This window comes from Oceanobacillus bengalensis (assembly GCF_003628445.1).
In the GTDB taxonomy this organism is placed as follows: Bacteria; Bacillota; Bacilli; order Bacillales; family Amphibacillaceae; genus Oceanobacillus; species Oceanobacillus bengalensis.
Window position 1 is genome coordinate 91,752 of record NZ_RBZO01000012.1, and the last position, 18,479, is coordinate 110,230.

Annotated in this window: 9 protein-coding genes and 2 pseudogenes; 8 read left to right on the forward strand and 3 right to left on the reverse strand. The window is 35.6% G+C overall.

The genetic code is table 11. The annotated features are described in order from the left end of the window. Window positions 1–89: 89 nt before the first annotated feature. A complete protein-coding gene (locus D8M05_RS09510; RefSeq protein WP_183072752.1) occupies window positions 90–3,404 on the reverse strand; it encodes an SH3 domain-containing protein in 3,315 nt (1,104 codons plus the stop codon). Between the two features lie 569 nt (window positions 3,405–3,973). Between D8M05_RS09510 and D8M05_RS09515 the strand changes: the two genes are divergently transcribed. Continuing rightward, a complete protein-coding gene (locus D8M05_RS09515) occupies window positions 3,974–6,643 on the forward strand; it encodes an N-acetylmuramoyl-L-alanine amidase (RefSeq protein WP_183072753.1) in 2,670 nt (889 codons plus the stop codon). A gap of 187 nt (window positions 6,644–6,830) precedes the next feature. Here D8M05_RS09515 and D8M05_RS09520 read toward each other — a convergent pair whose 3' ends face one another. Then, entirely contained in the window at window positions 6,831–7,046 is a 216-nt protein-coding gene (locus tag D8M05_RS09520) for a hypothetical protein (RefSeq protein ID WP_121131174.1), read from the reverse strand. 12 nt (window positions 7,047–7,058) lie between these two features. After that, entirely contained in the window at window positions 7,059–8,648 is a 1,590-nt protein-coding gene (locus tag D8M05_RS09525; protein ID WP_121131177.1) for a glycosyltransferase, read from the reverse strand. Between the two features lie 511 nt (window positions 8,649–9,159). On the opposite strand from D8M05_RS09525, the gene tagD reads away from it, so the two are divergent. From tagD to D8M05_RS20175, 7 genes and pseudogenes are all read left to right on the forward strand, one after another. Continuing rightward, window positions 9,160–9,558 (forward strand): glycerol-3-phosphate cytidylyltransferase, encoded by a 399-nt coding sequence (tagD, locus tag D8M05_RS09530; protein WP_121131180.1) that lies wholly within the window; start codon window positions 9,160–9,162, stop codon window positions 9,556–9,558. 112 nt (window positions 9,559–9,670) lie between these two features. After that, the gene (locus D8M05_RS09535; RefSeq protein WP_245985278.1) at window positions 9,671–10,735 is read left to right on the forward strand and encodes a CDP-glycerol glycerophosphotransferase family protein; all 1,065 of its coding nucleotides are present in this window, start codon (window positions 9,671–9,673) and stop codon (window positions 10,733–10,735) included. 383 nt (window positions 10,736–11,118) lie between these two features. Continuing rightward, window positions 11,119–11,853: a WecB/TagA/CpsF family glycosyltransferase gene (locus D8M05_RS09540; RefSeq protein WP_121131183.1), complete on the forward strand. Its 735-nt coding sequence runs from the start codon at window positions 11,119–11,121 to the stop codon at window positions 11,851–11,853. Beyond that, window positions 11,850–13,388 (forward strand): annotated as a pseudogene (locus tag D8M05_RS20910) (putative polysaccharide biosynthesis protein); the annotation flags it as partial. The gene D8M05_RS09540 and the pseudogene D8M05_RS20910, both read left to right, overlap by 4 nt. Before the next feature lie 150 nt (window positions 13,389–13,538). Further along, window positions 13,539–15,305, forward strand: a pseudogene (locus D8M05_RS20915) (DUF5693 family protein); the annotation flags it as partial. Continuing rightward, window positions 15,305–16,402, forward strand: a complete 1,098-nt coding sequence (gene csaB, locus D8M05_RS09550) for a polysaccharide pyruvyl transferase CsaB (RefSeq protein ID WP_121131190.1) — start codon at window positions 15,305–15,307, stop codon at window positions 16,400–16,402. The pseudogene D8M05_RS20915 and the gene csaB, both read left to right, overlap by 1 nt. Continuing rightward, window positions 16,378–18,108: a glycosyl hydrolase gene (locus D8M05_RS20175; protein WP_183072754.1), complete on the forward strand. Its 1,731-nt coding sequence runs from the start codon at window positions 16,378–16,380 to the stop codon at window positions 18,106–18,108. Before csaB ends, D8M05_RS20175 begins: the two co-directional genes overlap by 25 nt. Window positions 18,109–18,479 lie beyond the last annotated feature (371 nt).

Below are 18,479 nucleotides of genomic sequence, written 5' to 3' on the forward strand. Positions count from 1 at the left end.
TCTTTGAATTTACTTATGTACAAAAGGTGCATTTCGAGTGAACTCAAAATGCACCTTTTTTCTTTACAATAACAATTTAGTTTTTACTTTTAATCCATAAATCGATAAAATTCATTTCTAAACAAATTTCCCTCTTTTATTACTGTTTCTCCATTAGTTACCTTTTCCTCTTCACTAGTAGAAGGTTGTGGTTCTGTTAGAATCGAAAATACACTCATTTTCATGTTCTTTTTAAGCTGAATGTAATCCCCAGAAACCCAACCAGTATCTCCATCAACATGAACCTTATACCATCCACCATTCTTACCAATAATAGTTACTTGCGAACTTATAGGAAGTGTCTTGACAACACTATAAGATGTCTTCGGCCCGGATCTAAAGTTAAGTCTTGCCGTCGTAATGCCGATTTCACCTTCCAGTGTACGATCAAGGTCATATTGAGCATCACCTGTTGGCTTAGAAGATGCAGCTGGTTGATTTTTAAATTTAGGTACATCAAAGTTTAATACATAGGCGTCAAGTAGATTGTATATTTCCGCCATTCGATTAGTTTGTGATTCAGCCCAAGCTACATGGGTTGCATATTGATGTGTTGCTGGACTTGTTGGATTCCAGCGCATTTTATAAAGGGTGTTTTGCCCTTGATTAATATAACCATTAGCAATAAACTGGGAGCCACCAATAATAGCGTCACTCACATTAAACCAGTTTTCTCGATAAGCTCTTACAGAACCTAGAATATTAGGGTCCTTATCAACCGCGCCTATACCAAAAACATTATAAGTCTTTTTAATGTTCTTAGCTTCATCTCTATTAAACGTTTTATCTTCGGTTACTTTCCATGTACATCCACCACTACTAGTTGGTTTACATTCTACAATAAACGTACCATTTGGTTGGAATGATACCCATTTATTGGAGCTCACCTCACCCACCTCTATCGTTCCATTCGATAAAATCGACGAACCGTTACCTGTTTCATGAAGGGCGTGGGAAATTAGGTACACTTCATTTATATTATATTTTTTACTAGCATCAATAAATGCCTGTGCTTTTCCAGAAAAAACACCTTTATCATTAAGAACCTTATTATTTAGATTTGTAGCACTTGATCCAGCAGGCTTGGATAGATTAAGAAATTGCAGATAACTACTGGAATCTTGTGAAAAATTATTGGGATTGGCATAATACGCAACGAATTCCCTACTTGCAAACAAGAGGCCAGCACCATCAGCCTTAGGTCTATCTGAGATTGGCGTTATGGACATTTGCTTATTAATCATATTAGAGAAATCAGTAGCATAATTCGTATAGTTTACAACTGTAGCTATTTTTTTGAATGCATCGTCTTTATTTACTGTTGCACCTTTATCCTTGTTAACTAACTTAATTTCAATAGATTCTAAGCGTTTCGATAGGCCTTGAGAACCTGCTTCCATTCCGTTCTTTGCCCAACCTAACCAACCAAAGCTTTGAACATGCACACGATAATAAACATCATAGTGTTTGGCAATTTCACCAGTTAGATTGATTTTAATTGCCTCCATTCGTTTACTTTCTCCACTTGTTCCAGATGGTGCACCATTGGATACATTGTTCAACCAGCCCTTACTTTGCACGTGTGTGGAATATGAAATACCACCACTATAAGGAGCATCTTCTAAATCAATCTTAATCGCTTCTAATCGTTTTGCTTTACCAGTTGTTCCACTCATTTCCCCATCTGCAACAAAATCCATCCAACCATAAGTTTGAACATGTGTTGAATAATTTACAGATAGACCTGTAACAAACGGTTCAGCTGTTGACCCAGGAGCTTTTCCACCTTTTTTGACTAAAACAATTTCTATGGCTTCCAAACGCTTGGATAATCCCGCTGTTCCAGCTTCTTCACCATTTCTAGCCCAGTCTAACCAACCAAATGTTTGTGCGTGGGCGCGATAATAGATATCGTAATGTTTTGCAATATCACCAGTTAAGCTTATTTTAATGGCTTCCATTCTTTTACCTTGTCCAGTAGTACCAGATGGATCATTATTGGACACACTTGGCAACCACCCTTTGCCTTGAACGTGAGTTGAATATGTGATATCCCCACTATAAGGGCTATCTTGTATATCAATTTTAATGGATTCTAAACGTTTGGCTTCTCCTTTAGTACCACTCATTGCCCCATTTTTAACTAGATCCATCCAGCCATGTGATTGTACATGGGTTGAGTAGGATACAGATGGTGCTGTAAGAAATGGCTCATCTGTAGAACCTGGAGCTTTTTCGCCTTTTTTAACTAACTTAATTTCAATGGCTTCCAAACGCTTAGCTAGTCCCTCTGTCCCAGCTTCTTGTCCATTTTTCGCCCAGTCTAACCAACCGAATGTTTGAGAGTGAACACGATAATACACATCATAATGTTTTGCAATATCACCAGTTAAGTCTATTTTAATGGCTTCCATTCGCTTGCCTTTTCCAGTTGTACCAGATTGGATACCATTGGATACACTATTAAGCCATCCTTTACTTTGGATATGTGTTGAATATGTGATACCTCCACTAAAAGGAGAATTTTCTAAATCAATTTTGATTGATTCTAAACGTTTTCCTTTTCCTGTCGAACCAGAAGGTTCCCCATTAGAAACAGGGTCAATCCAACCACTTCCTTGCACATGGGTAGTGTAAGTAATAGAAGGATTAGCTACATTCATCGCCATAGAACTTCTTGCCATTACTTTCGTAGAGTCTTTATCCGCTTTATCCTCAGAATCCTTTTCCACTTCAGTGGACTCTTCTATTTCTTGCATATCTTCAGAAGAAGGTTTATCAATATCTTGTTTGTCTTCAACGGAATTTAAGTTATCATACTCTTCTTTTGTACTCTCTTTCTTTTTGCCATTTTCATCCGTTGAGTAGTAAGTTAATTCTTTATTGATTACGGTAGCATATTCATCCGTTGTTTTAACCTCTTCAATAGAAGTCCCGTTTTCATTTTCAGCCACAACTGTGACCTGATTATTTAGCTCAACAGGCTCTACTTCTTCAACTTCGAACGAATCAGATATGGCTAATCGATAATGAATACTTTCATTATCTGTTAAACCAATTTGATTCAATTCGTCGGTAATATCCAATATGATATCTTTTTGGGGTTCAGACATATCATTTTGAAATTCAATTTTACCATTAGCAGACGACTTCGATTCATCTGTCCAACCTGCTAAAATTAATTTAGCATTTTCATTAATGACTATTTCCTGTTCTGTACCATCATAATGAATGAAATAGTAACTAATACTTTCCTCATTATTTTCTGTACTTGAGCTATCTAATGCATAGGCAAAATTCCCTTGAGAAAAAAAAGCAGAAAACATTAATAATATACAACTTAATAAACTTATCTTTCTTTGCATCCTCATTCTCCCTATTAATAAAATTTAATGCACAAAAAGGAATAATATCTTAGTTATAAAACCAACAATATCCTTACTATTATACTAATATTCTAGCACCAAAAGACCGAAGCATCTGAGAGTCATCCGTGCTTTGTCAAGGTGCCCCTTTTTACCTATAAAATATAATCACCTCCAATTGACAAACGCTTGACGTTATAAGCAAGAGACCGTTTATCCTCTAGTTTTTCCTCTTAGAAAATCGGATAAAATCACTAGCACGATCCGATTAATCCTTGCTCCACAATTCTATCAATCTAAGTTACGTATGTCTGTTTGAAGTGTTATTTACTAGTTGTAACTTATGATTATAGTCTAATTATGTCTTATATTAACATATTTTGTAACTTTACTCTATCCGATATTAATAGAAGAATAGACCTATAAATCTATCCATAATTAACAATATTCCATTCAACTAGTAACTTTTTCCTAATTTTATGCTAGAATGGTAGGGGAAATACGAATTTTGTCGAATTCTAAGGCGTTTTGGTATTTTTAGTAATAATTTATTTGTAGGGAGAATGACAATGCATAAGAAGATTTTTTTAATAACTAGTATGTTAATGATTCTTGTTTATCCTTTTACAGGAAACATTGCCTATGCAACAGAGTATTACAGTCAAGGAAATTTAGACGAAGGATCTAATTACTATTTCATTCATTACGATGGTGAAGAACAAAAAGTAACCATCGAAAAGAACATTATATTGTTTTTAACAGGATGGACAGATGAAACGAATTCAGCCGTTAATGGTAAAATAGAAATCCAAGATGATTCGTCTAATCTTACGAAAGATATTATCCTTAAAGTTACCAATGAACGAAGTGAAATGGTGGTTATCTCGGAAGACGAAACTATTCATTATAGATTAGCAGAGTCTGATTCATTCAAATTTGAGGAAATTCAACCACTCGAGTTGAATAATCAAATTACGGTTGTGGCTGAAAATGAAAACGGCACATCTATAGAAGAAGTTAAAACAGTAGATGAATATGACACCGTGATTAATCAAGGATTGGCTTACTACTCAATAGATGAAAATAATGAAAAAATAAAGATTACCGAAGAAGAATATGATTCTTTAAATGCTGTTGTAGAGGAAGAATCAAAAGATAACTTTTCAGAACAAAAATCTTCAGAAAATGAAGAGAAGTCCTCAGAAGAAAAACCTACAAAGGAAACTCTAACCGCTTCCGAAGACCATCCTGAGGAATTATTAATGAAAAAAAGCTTAAAGGTATCATTAGAAGAAAATCCTTCTATTAATTATGCCACGCATGTACAAGGAGACAGTTGGCAAGACCCTGTTTCTAACGGAGAAACATCAGGTACAAAAGGACAAGCCAAACGATTAGAGGCAATAAAGATTTCAATTGGCAATATACAAGATTTAGGTGTGAAATATGCTACACATGTACAAAGTGATGGATGGTTAGACTACGTTCCTGGTGGAGAGATTAGCGGAACTACTGGGAAACACAAACGTCTAGAAGCGATTAAAATTGAATTAACTGGTAAAAAGGCTAAGGATTACGATATTTATTATCGGGTTCATGCTCAAACATTTGGATGGTTAGACTGGGCTAAAAATGGTGAACCCGCAGGAACGGAGGGTCTATCGAAACGACTTGAAGCTATAGAAATTAAGTTAGTAAAAAAGGGTGGGAATGCTCCCGGTCCAACAGCTGAACCATTTCTTACAGAACCATCTATAGTTTATTCAACGCATGTTCAAACTTCTGGTTGGATAGATTTTGTAGCAGATGGAGCTATAAGCGGAACAAAGGGACAAGCAAAACGTTTAGAATCCATAAAAATTGATTTAAAAGATACCCCTTATAGTGGAGGTGTCACTTATTCAACTCACGTTCAAAGTAAAGGATGGCTAAATAATGCATCCAATGGTAACCAATCTGGTACAACTGGAGAAAGTAAACGGATGGAAGCAATTAAAATAAGCTTAACGGGTGATATTGCAAAACATTATGATATATATTATCGCGTTCACTCTCAAACATTTGGTTGGTTAGATTGGGCTAAAAATGGAGAGAAGGCTGGAACTGAAGGACTCTCAAAACGGTTAGAAGCAATTGAAATTGAGTTAGTTGAGAAAGACGGGAAAGCCCCTGGTTCTACTTCGAAGCCATTCCTTACCAATCCATCTGTTGTTTATTCAACACATGTACAATCACATGGTTGGATGGATTTTGTAGCAGATGGGGCTATGAGTGGAACCAAAGGACAAGCGAAACGTCTAGAAGCTATTAATATCAATCTAGAACATGCGCCATATAGCGGTGACATTGTATATTCCACCCATGTTCAGAGCCGTGGGTGGTTAAGTAACGTTTCCGACGGTGATATTTCTGGTACCTCAGGACAGTCGAAACGAATGGAAGCAATTAAAATCAACCTAACAGGTGAAATCTCGAAATATTATGATGTATATTATCGCGTGCATATTCAAGGATATGGTTGGTTAGGTTGGGCTAAAAATGGGATGAGAGCGGGATCAGAAGGTCAATCAAAACGTTTAGAAGCAATTGAAATCAAGTTAGTAACTAAAGGGAAAGGTGCAACAGTAAATGAAGGTGAGGCATTTAAACAACCGAAAACTGTATTTTTAGATCCTGGTCATGGCGGATCTGATTCTGGTGCAACTGCTGGAGGATTTCATGAAGCTGACCTGAATTTATCTGTTGCGAAAAAAGTCCAGAAATTATTGCAAGATAGAGGATTTAATGTATATATGTCCCGTACTAACGATTCTTACCTATCATTGTTAGAACGTTCGAAAAAGGCTAATGCTCTTAATGCGGATATTTTTGTAAGTATCCATCATAACTCAGGTGTATCAACAGCAAATGGAATCGAATCTTATTACTATAAATACGACAAAAATTACCCTTCTAAAATTAATAAGGATATGCATAATAATCCGAAAAGAGTCTTAAATAGTATGAGTCTTACAAACTTAATAAATCGCAATATGGTAAGTTATACTGGTGCTTACAATCGCGGAACATATGGGAAAACTTTTGCAGTTTTACGTGAATCCGCTATGCCAGCAACTTTATTAGAACTTGGTTTCATTAGTAATCCTAGTGAACGTCGGAAATTAGTAGTAGATGCCTATCAAAATAAGCTAGCCAAAGCAATTGCTGACGGAATCGATGAATACTTTAAAATTAACTAATTTTAACGGGTTAACAAATGAATAGAAATATAAAAAGGACTAGAAATGAGTTAATATTTCTGGTCCTTTTTTATTAGATTGGTGGTTTTAGGAAATTTTCCGATTATATCCTTTATAAGCTTAATAAGTCAGTAAAGAAGAGTCATCTATTTTATAATTTTAAGTTAGCAATTGCCTTTAATAAATCTTAATTAAACTTAATTTCACTTTCCTCAATAAACTCAGTATTCATAATACCATCTACATCTACCGGGCGAAGTTCATACCATCCTTTAATTATCGGATATACCGTTAACTGAACTCCTTTATCATAATGTTTTACTATAATCGCCTTTTTTGAAGGTCTTGCATAAGTACAGACTTCTTTATTTCTAACTGTTGCCTTCCTACTTGAATTCGCCAAAATTATCACCCTCTATTTATTCAATTTAATATCAAATGAAAGATTATCATGACCTTTAGTGAAATATGCTTTAACTATATATTTTTTTCCAAATGAAAGAACATGATCAAAACTTATTTCCTTTTCAGTATTAACTTCCTCTTTAGTGGAGTTAGTAAGCCTTGGTAAAATTCCTTTATGGTCCATATTTACCCTTTTAACTAAATCCGTTCGCCTAGCTTGTCCTAGTCTCCGCCTTTTCCTATAGCCTCCAATAGTTCCTTCAATAAAGACATCCCATGGTCCGACAGAATTCTCATCTATCACGAACTCCTGATAATTAAATTTAAATTTAAATTGACCAGAATTACTTACTAAATTATCCACTACTCTTTTTTCAATTCCTGATTTTCTGTGGACTAAAACTAACTCGTTGTTTACATTCATATTTATTAACAAACTTTGATAAAACTGTCCAGATATTTCACAATGTGTTTCGTCCAAGACAATATTGTCTACAAATACATCTGATTTATTAACATGATTGACCGTATGTTCCTCATCATAGGCTAAGTACTTTTTTGTATTCTTAAACCTTGCATATATCCAACCGTTTTCAACCCTTGTAATCTGATTTGGACTAACAGATTCCATTCGTTTATGAACCATCAATAATTTCTGCAAATCGTTTTCACGTGCAATTAATACAAAATAGTGGAATCTTGATGGAAGTAAATTAATTAATTCATCACTTACATGATTGTCAATAAACTTTTTCGTTTCATTCAACCAATCAATTTTTTGTTCCGTTGTTAGAAGATTGGAAAAAATATGCCCTCTCAATCGACTTGCATGAAGAAATCTGTTTAAAAATGCTGCGCTTAATTTCGTTTTATATAACGAGCTTAAATCTGACTCCTCTATAGTCTTCATTATATTATTAAAAGAGTAAAAGAAGTTTTTAGCAGGGAAATACTTCAAACTTAGATTTTCATCCCCTCTTTTAACAACATAGTAGTATTCATAATCGGATAAAACAGTAATGACCTTAGCCTTAACAAAACATTGCATGACAAATAATTGATCTTCTCCAACAACTGCTTCTTTATGAAAACGAATATTATGTTCTCTTATAAGGTCTACTTTGAACATTTTATGTGGTGCTAAAGAGAAGACTAAATTATGGTCTAAAATTTCTGCATTTGGCAAGTTCCCATATTTAAACATGGATTGCGGAACAACTCTCCCATTTACACCTATATATTTCCCAAAAATAACATCAGAGTTATATTCCTTAGCAGATTTATAAAATCTCTCTAGCGTCTCTTCACCAATAAAATCATCATTATCTAAAAAAAGAATGTATTCCCCTTTAGCTTCATTAATTGCATCATTCCGTGGTAGCATTGGGCCACCAGAGTTTTCAGTTCTATTAATTAATTTTATATTATTTTGTTTTTCCATGTATGTTTCTACAACCTTAACGCTATTATCTGTAGAGACATCATTTACACAGATAACCTCGTAATCATTACTATCCATTGTTTGATTTATTAAAGAATCTAATGTAACATTTAAATGCCTTTCTGCATTATAGATTGGAATAGCTACAGTAATTTTCATTCCACTCAACTCCTATAACCTTTAGTTTACAATTCACATAGATATTGAATATGATGTATATTGTACCACTAAGGAAGTATAAAAAATAATTTTTAGTCAAACATTACGTTATTGAAAAAGTGACTCCTGAATATTTGTGTTTTATATAATAGTATATCATATATTTTTCTCTCAATGGTCTCGTGCTATTCCTATATTGGGTTTAAAAAATGTATCATTGGCCTGTCCTCTTATTTCTTCCATATACACATTTAATAATAATATATAGTTTACTAGTATAACTAATTTCTACACCTCCGTATTTATAATTAATTCCTACTAAATTGTTACGAAGGGTCATTGCAAAAGTTGACACAAATTTGCAATAAATACTTATTTATACACCCAGATTCATTGTATAATAGCATGTAGTCACCTAATTGTTAATCTAATGTAAAAACAAACTAAAAATAACGTAAACCACTATGTTATAATACAATAAAAGTGGTTGCCAGATTGGAGGTCATTACTTATGAAAAAAGTAATCACATATGGGACATTCGATTTACTTCATATAGGCCATATTAATTTACTTAAACGCGCAAAGGAATATGGCGACTATCTAGTTGTTGCTATTTCTACAGATGAATTTAATATGGATAAAGGTAAAGATGCCTATTATTCATTTGAGCAAAGGAAAGCGATTTTAGAATCTATCCGTTATGTCGACGAAGTCATTCCTGAACATTCATGGGAACAAAAAGCTAATGATATTAAAAACTACGACATAGATGTATTTATCATGGGTGATGACTGGAAAGGTAAATTTGACTTTTTAGTAGAGTACTGCGAGGTTATTTATCTACCGCGCACCATTGGAATCTCTACAACAAAAACAAAGACAGATTTAAACAGGGTGGACCATGATTAGAGAATTAAATATTACATTATACCTTTTCATCTTCCGCATCATCTTCAATACTCTTAAACTATTTCCCCAAAAGAAGAAAACAGTTGGTGTGGCTTCGTTTGGGGATAATATAATGTATACAGCACAAGCGCTCAAACAAGTATCTGAAGAGGAAATTATTATTTTGAAAGATAAGAAGTGTAAATATGACTTTGGGGATAAAGTTGATAAAACCTTAAGTATTGAAATCAAAAGTCCAATCGAGTTTATCAAATCTATTTATCACTTAGCAACCGCTTCAACTATATTAGTAGATAACTATCAGGGGTTTCTTGCTGTGACAAACTTCCGTCCGAATGTAATATGCATCCAGCTATGGCATGCTGCTGGTGCGATTAAACGTTTCGGGTTAGAAGACCCAAGCAATGAAGTTAGAACGGAAAAGGCTATCGGTCGCTTCCAAAGTGTGTACGATCATTTTGACTACACAGTGGTTGGGTCTGAACAAATGGCGAATACATTTCGGAAAAGCTTCGGCATAGATGATGATGATCGGTTTATCTATACAGGAATACCACGAACAGATATGTTATTTGACGAACATAAGAAACAAAGTATGGTTCGTGAAATCAATCATCGTTTCCCTACAATTAATGGAAGGAAAATTATCCTTTATGCCCCAACCTTTCGAAACGAGCAGTTAAGTAATTACCAATTAGAATTAGATATCCATCAGCTATATCAGGAGCTTTCCGATGAATATGTACTTTTTATTAAACTCCATCCTGCCGTTTCAAATGCTATCAACATGGATGCATACGATGATTTTGTATACGATGTTTCTGAATTCAGGGAAATTAATGCCTTACTACTAATTACAGATATTCTCATTTCTGATTATTCTTCTATCCCCTTTGAATATGCATTACTGGAAAAACCAATGATTTTCTTCGCATATGATATGGATGAATATCAGATTACGAGCGGTTTAATAGAAGATTATGAGCAACAGATGCCTGGACCAGTTGTATTTTCGACGTATGCAATCGTACAAAAGATTCACGATAATAACTTTGATCTACATCAGGTTAAACAATTTGCAGAACAATGGAATGAGTATTCCAATGGTAATGCAAGTCTAAATTTAGCACGATTTATTACTGGTTTAGAAGCAGAGCAAAGAGAAGTTCTCGTTTAATCCCTTTTCCGTAATGGAAAGGGATTTTTTGTTATATATTACTTTTAAGTAAACGCATTGTTAACTTTGTAAATCCTCCATAAACTTTTCATTTCTTCACGCACAAAACCAAAATTTTATATTACGATGTATCTTGTAATGTATGAAACCTTTGTCAAGAAAGTGAAAGGGAGTTGCGAATACATATAAAGAATCAGGAATCCATTGATTACCTGGCATTGGAAAAAAATCTCACTGTTAGCACTAGTTCTTTCAGAGGAAACTAGAAAATACAGTTCTTACGGAAAGTAATGGAAACCAAATCTAATGGGGATTTCTGAATCAAAATCCTTTATAATTATGAATAAAAACAGTCTTATCACAGAGAAGGAGTTACATTACATATGAAACATGTCACTATTATGGGGATCCCTTTTATACATACAAATCAAAAACAGTTTGTTTCGTTACTAGTCGAACGTATTGCACAAAGAAAGAAGACCTTCGTCATTACTGCAAATCCCGAAATTGTAATGAAGGCAAACGAAGAGCCAGAATTTATGGATTATGTGCAGCAGGCAGATTATGTTACTGCCGATGGTATAGGTATTGTCAAGGCTGCACAAATTTTAAATAATCCATTACCAGAACGAGTAACTGGTTTTGACACAATGATGCAACTCCTTTCCATTGCCAATGAAAGAAGGTACCGGATATTCTTGCTTGGTGCACAAACAGAGACCTTAGAACAAACGATTAAAACAATTAATGAGCAGTTTCCAGACGTTGAAATCGTTGGCTCTAATCATGGCTTCTTTGATTGGGATAACAATGATATTACCAATCAAATTCAACAGTTACAACCCGATATTACTTTTGTTGCATTAGGTGTACCACGTCAGGAAAAGTGGATTTCAGAAAACATCTCTACATTTGGGCATGGAATATTTATCGGTATTGGTGGATCATTCGATGTATTAGCTGGAACAGTGAAGCGTGCACCAGACACTTGGGTAAGGCTTAATCTCGAGTGGTTATACCGTTTAATTAATCAACCGAGCAGATGGAGAAGAATGCTTGCACTTCCTCGTTTTGCTTTTCGAGTTTATAAACAGAAATGGAGAGGTTCGTCCATATGAGTCGGTCCACCTTTATAAAAGGAACGATCATTTTAACGGTTGCAACTTTGCTTTCTAAACTTTTCGGAAGCATATTTCGTGTTCCTTTACAGAATATTGCAGGAGATGAGGTTCTTGGAATCTTTAGTTTAGTCTATCCCGTTTATATGGTTGCACTAATCTTATCGGTTGCAGGAATCCCAACTGCAATCTCCAAATTAATTGCAGAACAAAAGACAAATGGAGAAGAAGCAAATATACAGCCAATCTTTGTGACTGCTAGTATATTAGCACTTTCCTTTGGTGTTTTAAGCTTTGCTTTTATCTATTTGTTTTCTTCTCCCATTGCATATGCGTTAGGTGGTTCTAGTACGCAGTTAGCACTGATTGTAGTCGCTGCTACATTACTTATTGCACCATATATGGCAGTTTATCGAGGATTTTTTCAAGGGTTTGGAGATATGGGGCCAACTGCTGTATCACAAGTAATCGAACAGATTATTCGTGTTATATTTATTCTCGGTATTGCTTATTTTCTTGTTAGACAAAATTATTCTGATGACATTGTCGCTGGATGGATTATGATTGGCTCGGTTATAGGTGCAATTGCTTCTTTCCTTTATTTACGAATGAAATATCAGCATTCATCAATGAAACCCACTTCTAAGACTACATATACCTTTCAAACCTTTAAACGTTTTAGTAAAAGAATACTAATCCTATCTATTCCTATTGCAATCGGTTCAATTACTATGGCACTCATTAATTTTATTGATTCATTAACCATTCCCTTTGGACTTAGAACGTTTGGAATAGATACAAGTGAAATCACTTATTTCTATGGCATTTATGGACGTGGGCTTGCTTTGGTACAAATAGCAACGGTCTTCGCTACTTCCATTGTTCTACCATTAATCCCTTTACTAACAGAGAAATTAGCGAACAAAGATATGCTTGGCACGAAAGCGACCATTGAAAAGACTTTCCTCATGTCTCGCATGATATCTTGGCCAGCAGCTCTAGGGTTATTGGCATTAAGCCTACCGATTAATTTAGGGTTATTTTCAGACTTAGAAGGCAGTAGCTTAATTGCTATTCTTGGCTTAAGTTCTATATTCACTTCGCTTACCGTATTAAGTACAGGCATTTTACAAGGTCTTAATTTTGCCAAACAAGCAGCAATTATCATTTTGGCTGGCGTATTGCTGAAGGCTTTTTCTAACGTCTTTTTGGTTCAAGCTTTTGGTTTGATAGGGGCAGCAATCTCTACCTTACTGGTTTATCTCATCTTATATAGTATCAATAGTTTGGCCATATACAGGAAGGTATCCTTTACAATCATAAACTTAAATTCTATGAAAATCCTATTCTCTTCTATTATTATGGCTAGCATCATAGGATTGCCAACCCTTTTCATAGATTTCACGGAATGGTCGAGAGTGCAAGCATTACTGTATATCTTTATAGCTGTTTTATTCGGAATGACAGTCTACTTTATACTTTTGCTCTTGTGGAAAGTCATTGAAAAAGAGGATTTAAAGCGTATTCCAATAGTCAGCCATTTAATGGGTATTATTTTCAAGGAGAGGAAGAAAAAGATGAGTAAACAAAAGGGCATTTGGATCACGATCATATTATTAATCCTTGCTTCTTCCCCTGGACTATACGAGCGGTGGAATGCTGAAGCACAAAATAATACTTATGAAATGGTAGTACCCTATGAGGAAATTTATAATTCAACAGCAGATGGTGAGCAATCTGTTGATGAAGTACTATCACAATTGAAAGCTGCTGGACTCACGACAGTAAGTCTGAATCCTACCACTTTAAGTAGCTTGGAAAAACAAGGGATTATTCGTCTTTATACAGGATCAGAAATTGCCGAGATGTTATTTTTTTCAAATGAGGGAAATGCGTTTGAAATGGATGAGGATAACTATTATATCACCGTTCCAGAAAATGCTTATTACCGTAATTTCCTATTAGAAAGTCTTGATCTGGAGGAGATCAACATTGCAGGTGTCCCTTTTTATCATATTCCCGAGAATGCCGATATCACGCAGAACACTATGCTTGGTTACGATGAATTAATTCTCCAACAAATTAAGTCTAATAATCTCAACTATATTTTACGGGTTCCGAATGATAAAAGTATCACCCATTCTCATATGGAGCAATTAGTTGATCTAAATAACAGTGAAACGAATATTCTTTTTTCTGGTGAGGAAGTCGTCGGCTATCCAGATATCGAGCGAATGAATAGCTGGACTGCGCAGTTAACCGAGGCTGGTTTCCACTATTATATGATTGAATTTTCACACCAAAGGGGATTCCAAACGCTTGCTAGAAATACTGATTACAACATACTAAGACTGCATAGCATGAATTTAAATCAGAAATCACTGGACGAAAGTATTCATCAAGCCGTTCGGGCTGTGAAAGAACGGCATATTCGCTCCATCTTCTTTCACTTACAAACTGGTGATCCTGAAGAAAGCTTAGAAAATGCTACTGCTTTTGTCTCAGGAGTGAATGCACAGATGCCAGGTCACTTTGCACTAGGTTCTCCTGAGCCCTTTAAACAAATATCAGAGTCTAAATGGATACAAATTTGTGTTCTTCTAGCTGGAATCTTGTTTACCTATTTATCCTCAAGGATGATGAAAAGTAGAATGATTCAAGGTTTAGCTATACTGTTTATGGCTAGTTTAGCTGGATTGTACTTAACTTTAGACAAGCTCGTATTTCTACAAGCGTTCGCATTAATAATAGCAATCATCACACCAATTTTTGCAGTACTAGCAACTTCTCAATCACAGACGAATACGATAAGTAAGATTACAAGGCAATACATGAAAGCAATCGGAATAAGCTTTATAGGTATCGTAATTGTCGTTGGTCTGCTAAATGGAAATGCTTTTATTACAGGTGTGGAAGTATTTAGAGGCGTGAAATTAATTTATGTGGTTCCTATCCTTTTCGTTGGTTTGTATTTATTTGGAAGAAAGGCATTACATCTCGTGATGCAAACCAAGATACTACAGGCTGAAGTGAAATATTGGCATGTACTTGTAGGTATCCTTATCGCTGCCGCCTTCTTGTATTACGTCAGTCGAACTGGAAATGCTGGAATCGTTAGTGATCTCGAATTAGTGATTCGAAATAAACTGGAAGAATGGTTATATGTACGCCCTAGAACAAAGGAGTTTCTTATCGGTTTTCCACTCTATCTTTTAGCTTTATATATGATGAACAAGCAACAAATCATAGGAAAAGTATTATTGATTCCAGGTGTCATCGGGTTTTTATCCATGATGAATACTTTTACACATTTTCATATCCCTTTACATCTATCTTTATTAAGGAGCTTTTACAGTTTACTTTTTGGATACCTGATTGGCATTCTACTTATTTATCTAGTGAAAAGGTTCTCTCCCTATCTTTTAAAACTCTTTAAAACGAGGTGGTCATAATGCATGTGGTCCTTTCTGGATACTACGGCTTTGATAATGTTGGTGATGAGGCAATCTTGTATTCTATGATTCTAGCAATTAGAAAGGTTCAACCTGAAACAAAGATTACCGTATTATCCCAGGACCCTCTCTTAACAGAAAGATTATATGACGTTCACGCCGTCAAACGAAGTAATTTCCGAGAGGTTAGTCGAGTAATCAAGGCATCCGATGGTCTCATTAGCGGTGGCGGAAGTCTAATGCAGGATCAAACAAGTATGAAATCTATCCCCTATTATTGCGGAATTATCCAACTTGCCAAATGGCATAAAAAACCTGTCTTCATTTATGCACAGGGAGTCGGTCCGGTTAACCAAAAACTAGGAAAGTGGATTATACGACATACCTTTAATAAGACAAATTCCATTACTGTAAGGGATCCAGCATCACAGAACTTATTGGAGGAAATTGGTGTCGTGAAGCAAATTGAACTTATGCCTGACCCTGTATTAAGTATTCGACTCGAGCAGCTCCAGCGTAACGAAAGGGAAAGAACGATTGCTGTATCGGTACGAGAGTGGCCAACAGAGGTGAAATATAAGGAAATGATGGCTAATAGCTTGGACTCCCTCGTTCAATATGGATATGAAGTTATTTTTGTTCCAATGCACGGAAAGCAGGATAAGGAGACTTCTTTGGAAATTGCAAGACACATGACAGAAGAAAGCTCCATCTTCTCTCCCGATAGCTCATTAGAAGAAAAAATAGCCATTATCTCAGAAGCGAATTTATTAATCGGAATGCGCCTGCACTCTTTAATTTTTGCTGCAATCGGCAATACACCTTTTTTAGCTATTTCTTATGACCCAAAAATAGATGCCTTTATGGAGATGTTTCAACAACCTGTCACAGGTCATGTGGAAAAAGAAGATTGGGACGAAATGACTCTTTTAGATCATGCTAAGCATTTATTGCTAGATGAAACCAATGAGCGGAGGCGTTTGGAAACAATGGTCGGCAATTATCGAAGACTCGCTTTACAAACAGCCGAAATGGCATTACAAACATTTTCAGAAAAAAGGAAGGTAAAATCATGGCAAATAAAAAGGTACTCTTAATTGCAGTCATAGCTGTTTTCCTACTTATTGGTACTGGTGTTTTGTGGGGATTTGCCAATCATAATCAATCAAATCCTCCACCAGAAGGGAATTCATCATTCTCACGTGATATCGTGTTTGACGGTGACCATTATAAAACCAAACAAGAAATTTTTTCAGAAAACGGGTCAATTTATTTATCCTTACCTGATCTTACTGATGTTCTGAAATTGGATGTGGAGCAAACTAGTGAAAGTATCAATATTACCTATCAGAATAACCAGCTGAAATATGAAGATAACATCGTGCAGAACAATCAAGCGAAAGAAAATGAAGTGCGTGATTACGTGATAAAAAATGATATTGTTTATTTACCAGAATTGCACATTGAGAAGTATTTAGGAGTTAAGATTGATTATTATCTAGACAAGAAAACAAATACGGTGCAGTTATCGAGTCCGGAAGAACAACAAAAAGAAGATTACAATAAAGAAATTGGTACAACTATTTTTCTACATAAAAGTGATGTCCCACTTGCAAAATACGAACCTCAAGATGGTGTTTATCTTGGTGGATACGTTATCCAAGATGAGTTCATTGATACGAGCATGAACAAATTTAATGAAGTTACAGGTAAAAATCATGCCTCCTATTTTCGTTATGTCGGATATGGACAACCCTTCCCTACCGAATGGGTTAATCAAGTGAAGTCTGTCGGAGGATTCCCTCAAATCGCTTGGGAGCCAAATAATGGTTTGGAAGAGGTAAAGGATGATGCGTACTTACGAGCGTTTGCCAAAGAAGCCAAAGCATCCGATGTTCCCATTTTAATGCGGTATGCAAGCGAGATGAACGGAAACTGGACCGCCTATTCTGGAAATGCAGAGCTATACATAGAAAAATGGAAGGTCGTTCACGATGTGATGCAAGAAGAAGCCCCGAATGTTATGATGCTTTGGAATGTATTCACCATGCCAGAACATACCATTAGTGAATTTTACCCTGGAGATGAATATGTCGATTATGTTGGCGTAAATATTTATAACGTTTTTTATCACAATGACCGCTTAGAAGATAAGTCTGATTTCGAAGACCCCTTAAGACTGTTAGATTACGTCTACAACATGTACAGCGATACCAAGCCAATTGTAATTGGCGAGTTTGGTGCAACGAATTATACCGTTACAGACGGGCTATATCACGTTAATTTTGCTGAGGAAAAAATAAGCCGATTGTATAAACATTTGCCAAAGCTGTATCCAAGAGTGAAGGCTATTTATTATTTTGATGTAAACAACTTAGTCAATGCACCAGAAGGCAGGAAGATTAATAACTATGCTATTACAGAGAACAGTCGGATTACCGAAGCCTATTCTGCCCAAGTCCAAGGTGAAAGTTATTTGTCATCTGTAGAGATTCAAAACGAAGCATCAGCTAGTGAGATATTTTCCTACCGTGACTTTTTGTTCTACTATGAAGATGGTCTGTATGTTGATGTCCAATTTGCAGAAGAGTATTTAGGGATGGTAGTAGAAGATAATGATGAACATACCTTTGACGTAACGTTCAAGGAGAAGACAGCTCCCATTCAGAAGGAAATGCATACGATTGATAAGGCTGCATTCTTTGAAAAACGAGAGATAGAGGGAATTTTACTGGATGAATTATTGGATGTATTCGATATTGACTACGCCTATAAAGATGGGGATTTGCATATTTATCAATAGGATTAGCGCTTGCTGGTATTGTTGCCAGCGAGCGCTATTTTTATATTTAAACGGACGTTTGTATTAAAATCAGGCTGCTTTCGTAATGTTTGTTTTATTTTATTCTTCGCAGCAGTTGATATAAAATGCGCAGTAACCTGAGATAGTACTCTACCACCGTTCCGGCAATACACTTCGCTTTCCGTGGGCGGCTGGTGAGCCTCCTCCGTGCTAACGCACTACGTAGTCTCACCGATGCCTTTCCTCCCACAGGAGTTATCATGAACGAAACTAGCCCCTTAATCGTAATATCGTAGATTAATTTGGTAATACTGCATTACAAAACCCAAATACCAAATCAGAGCTATAATACGAAAGGAGCTAGTAATATG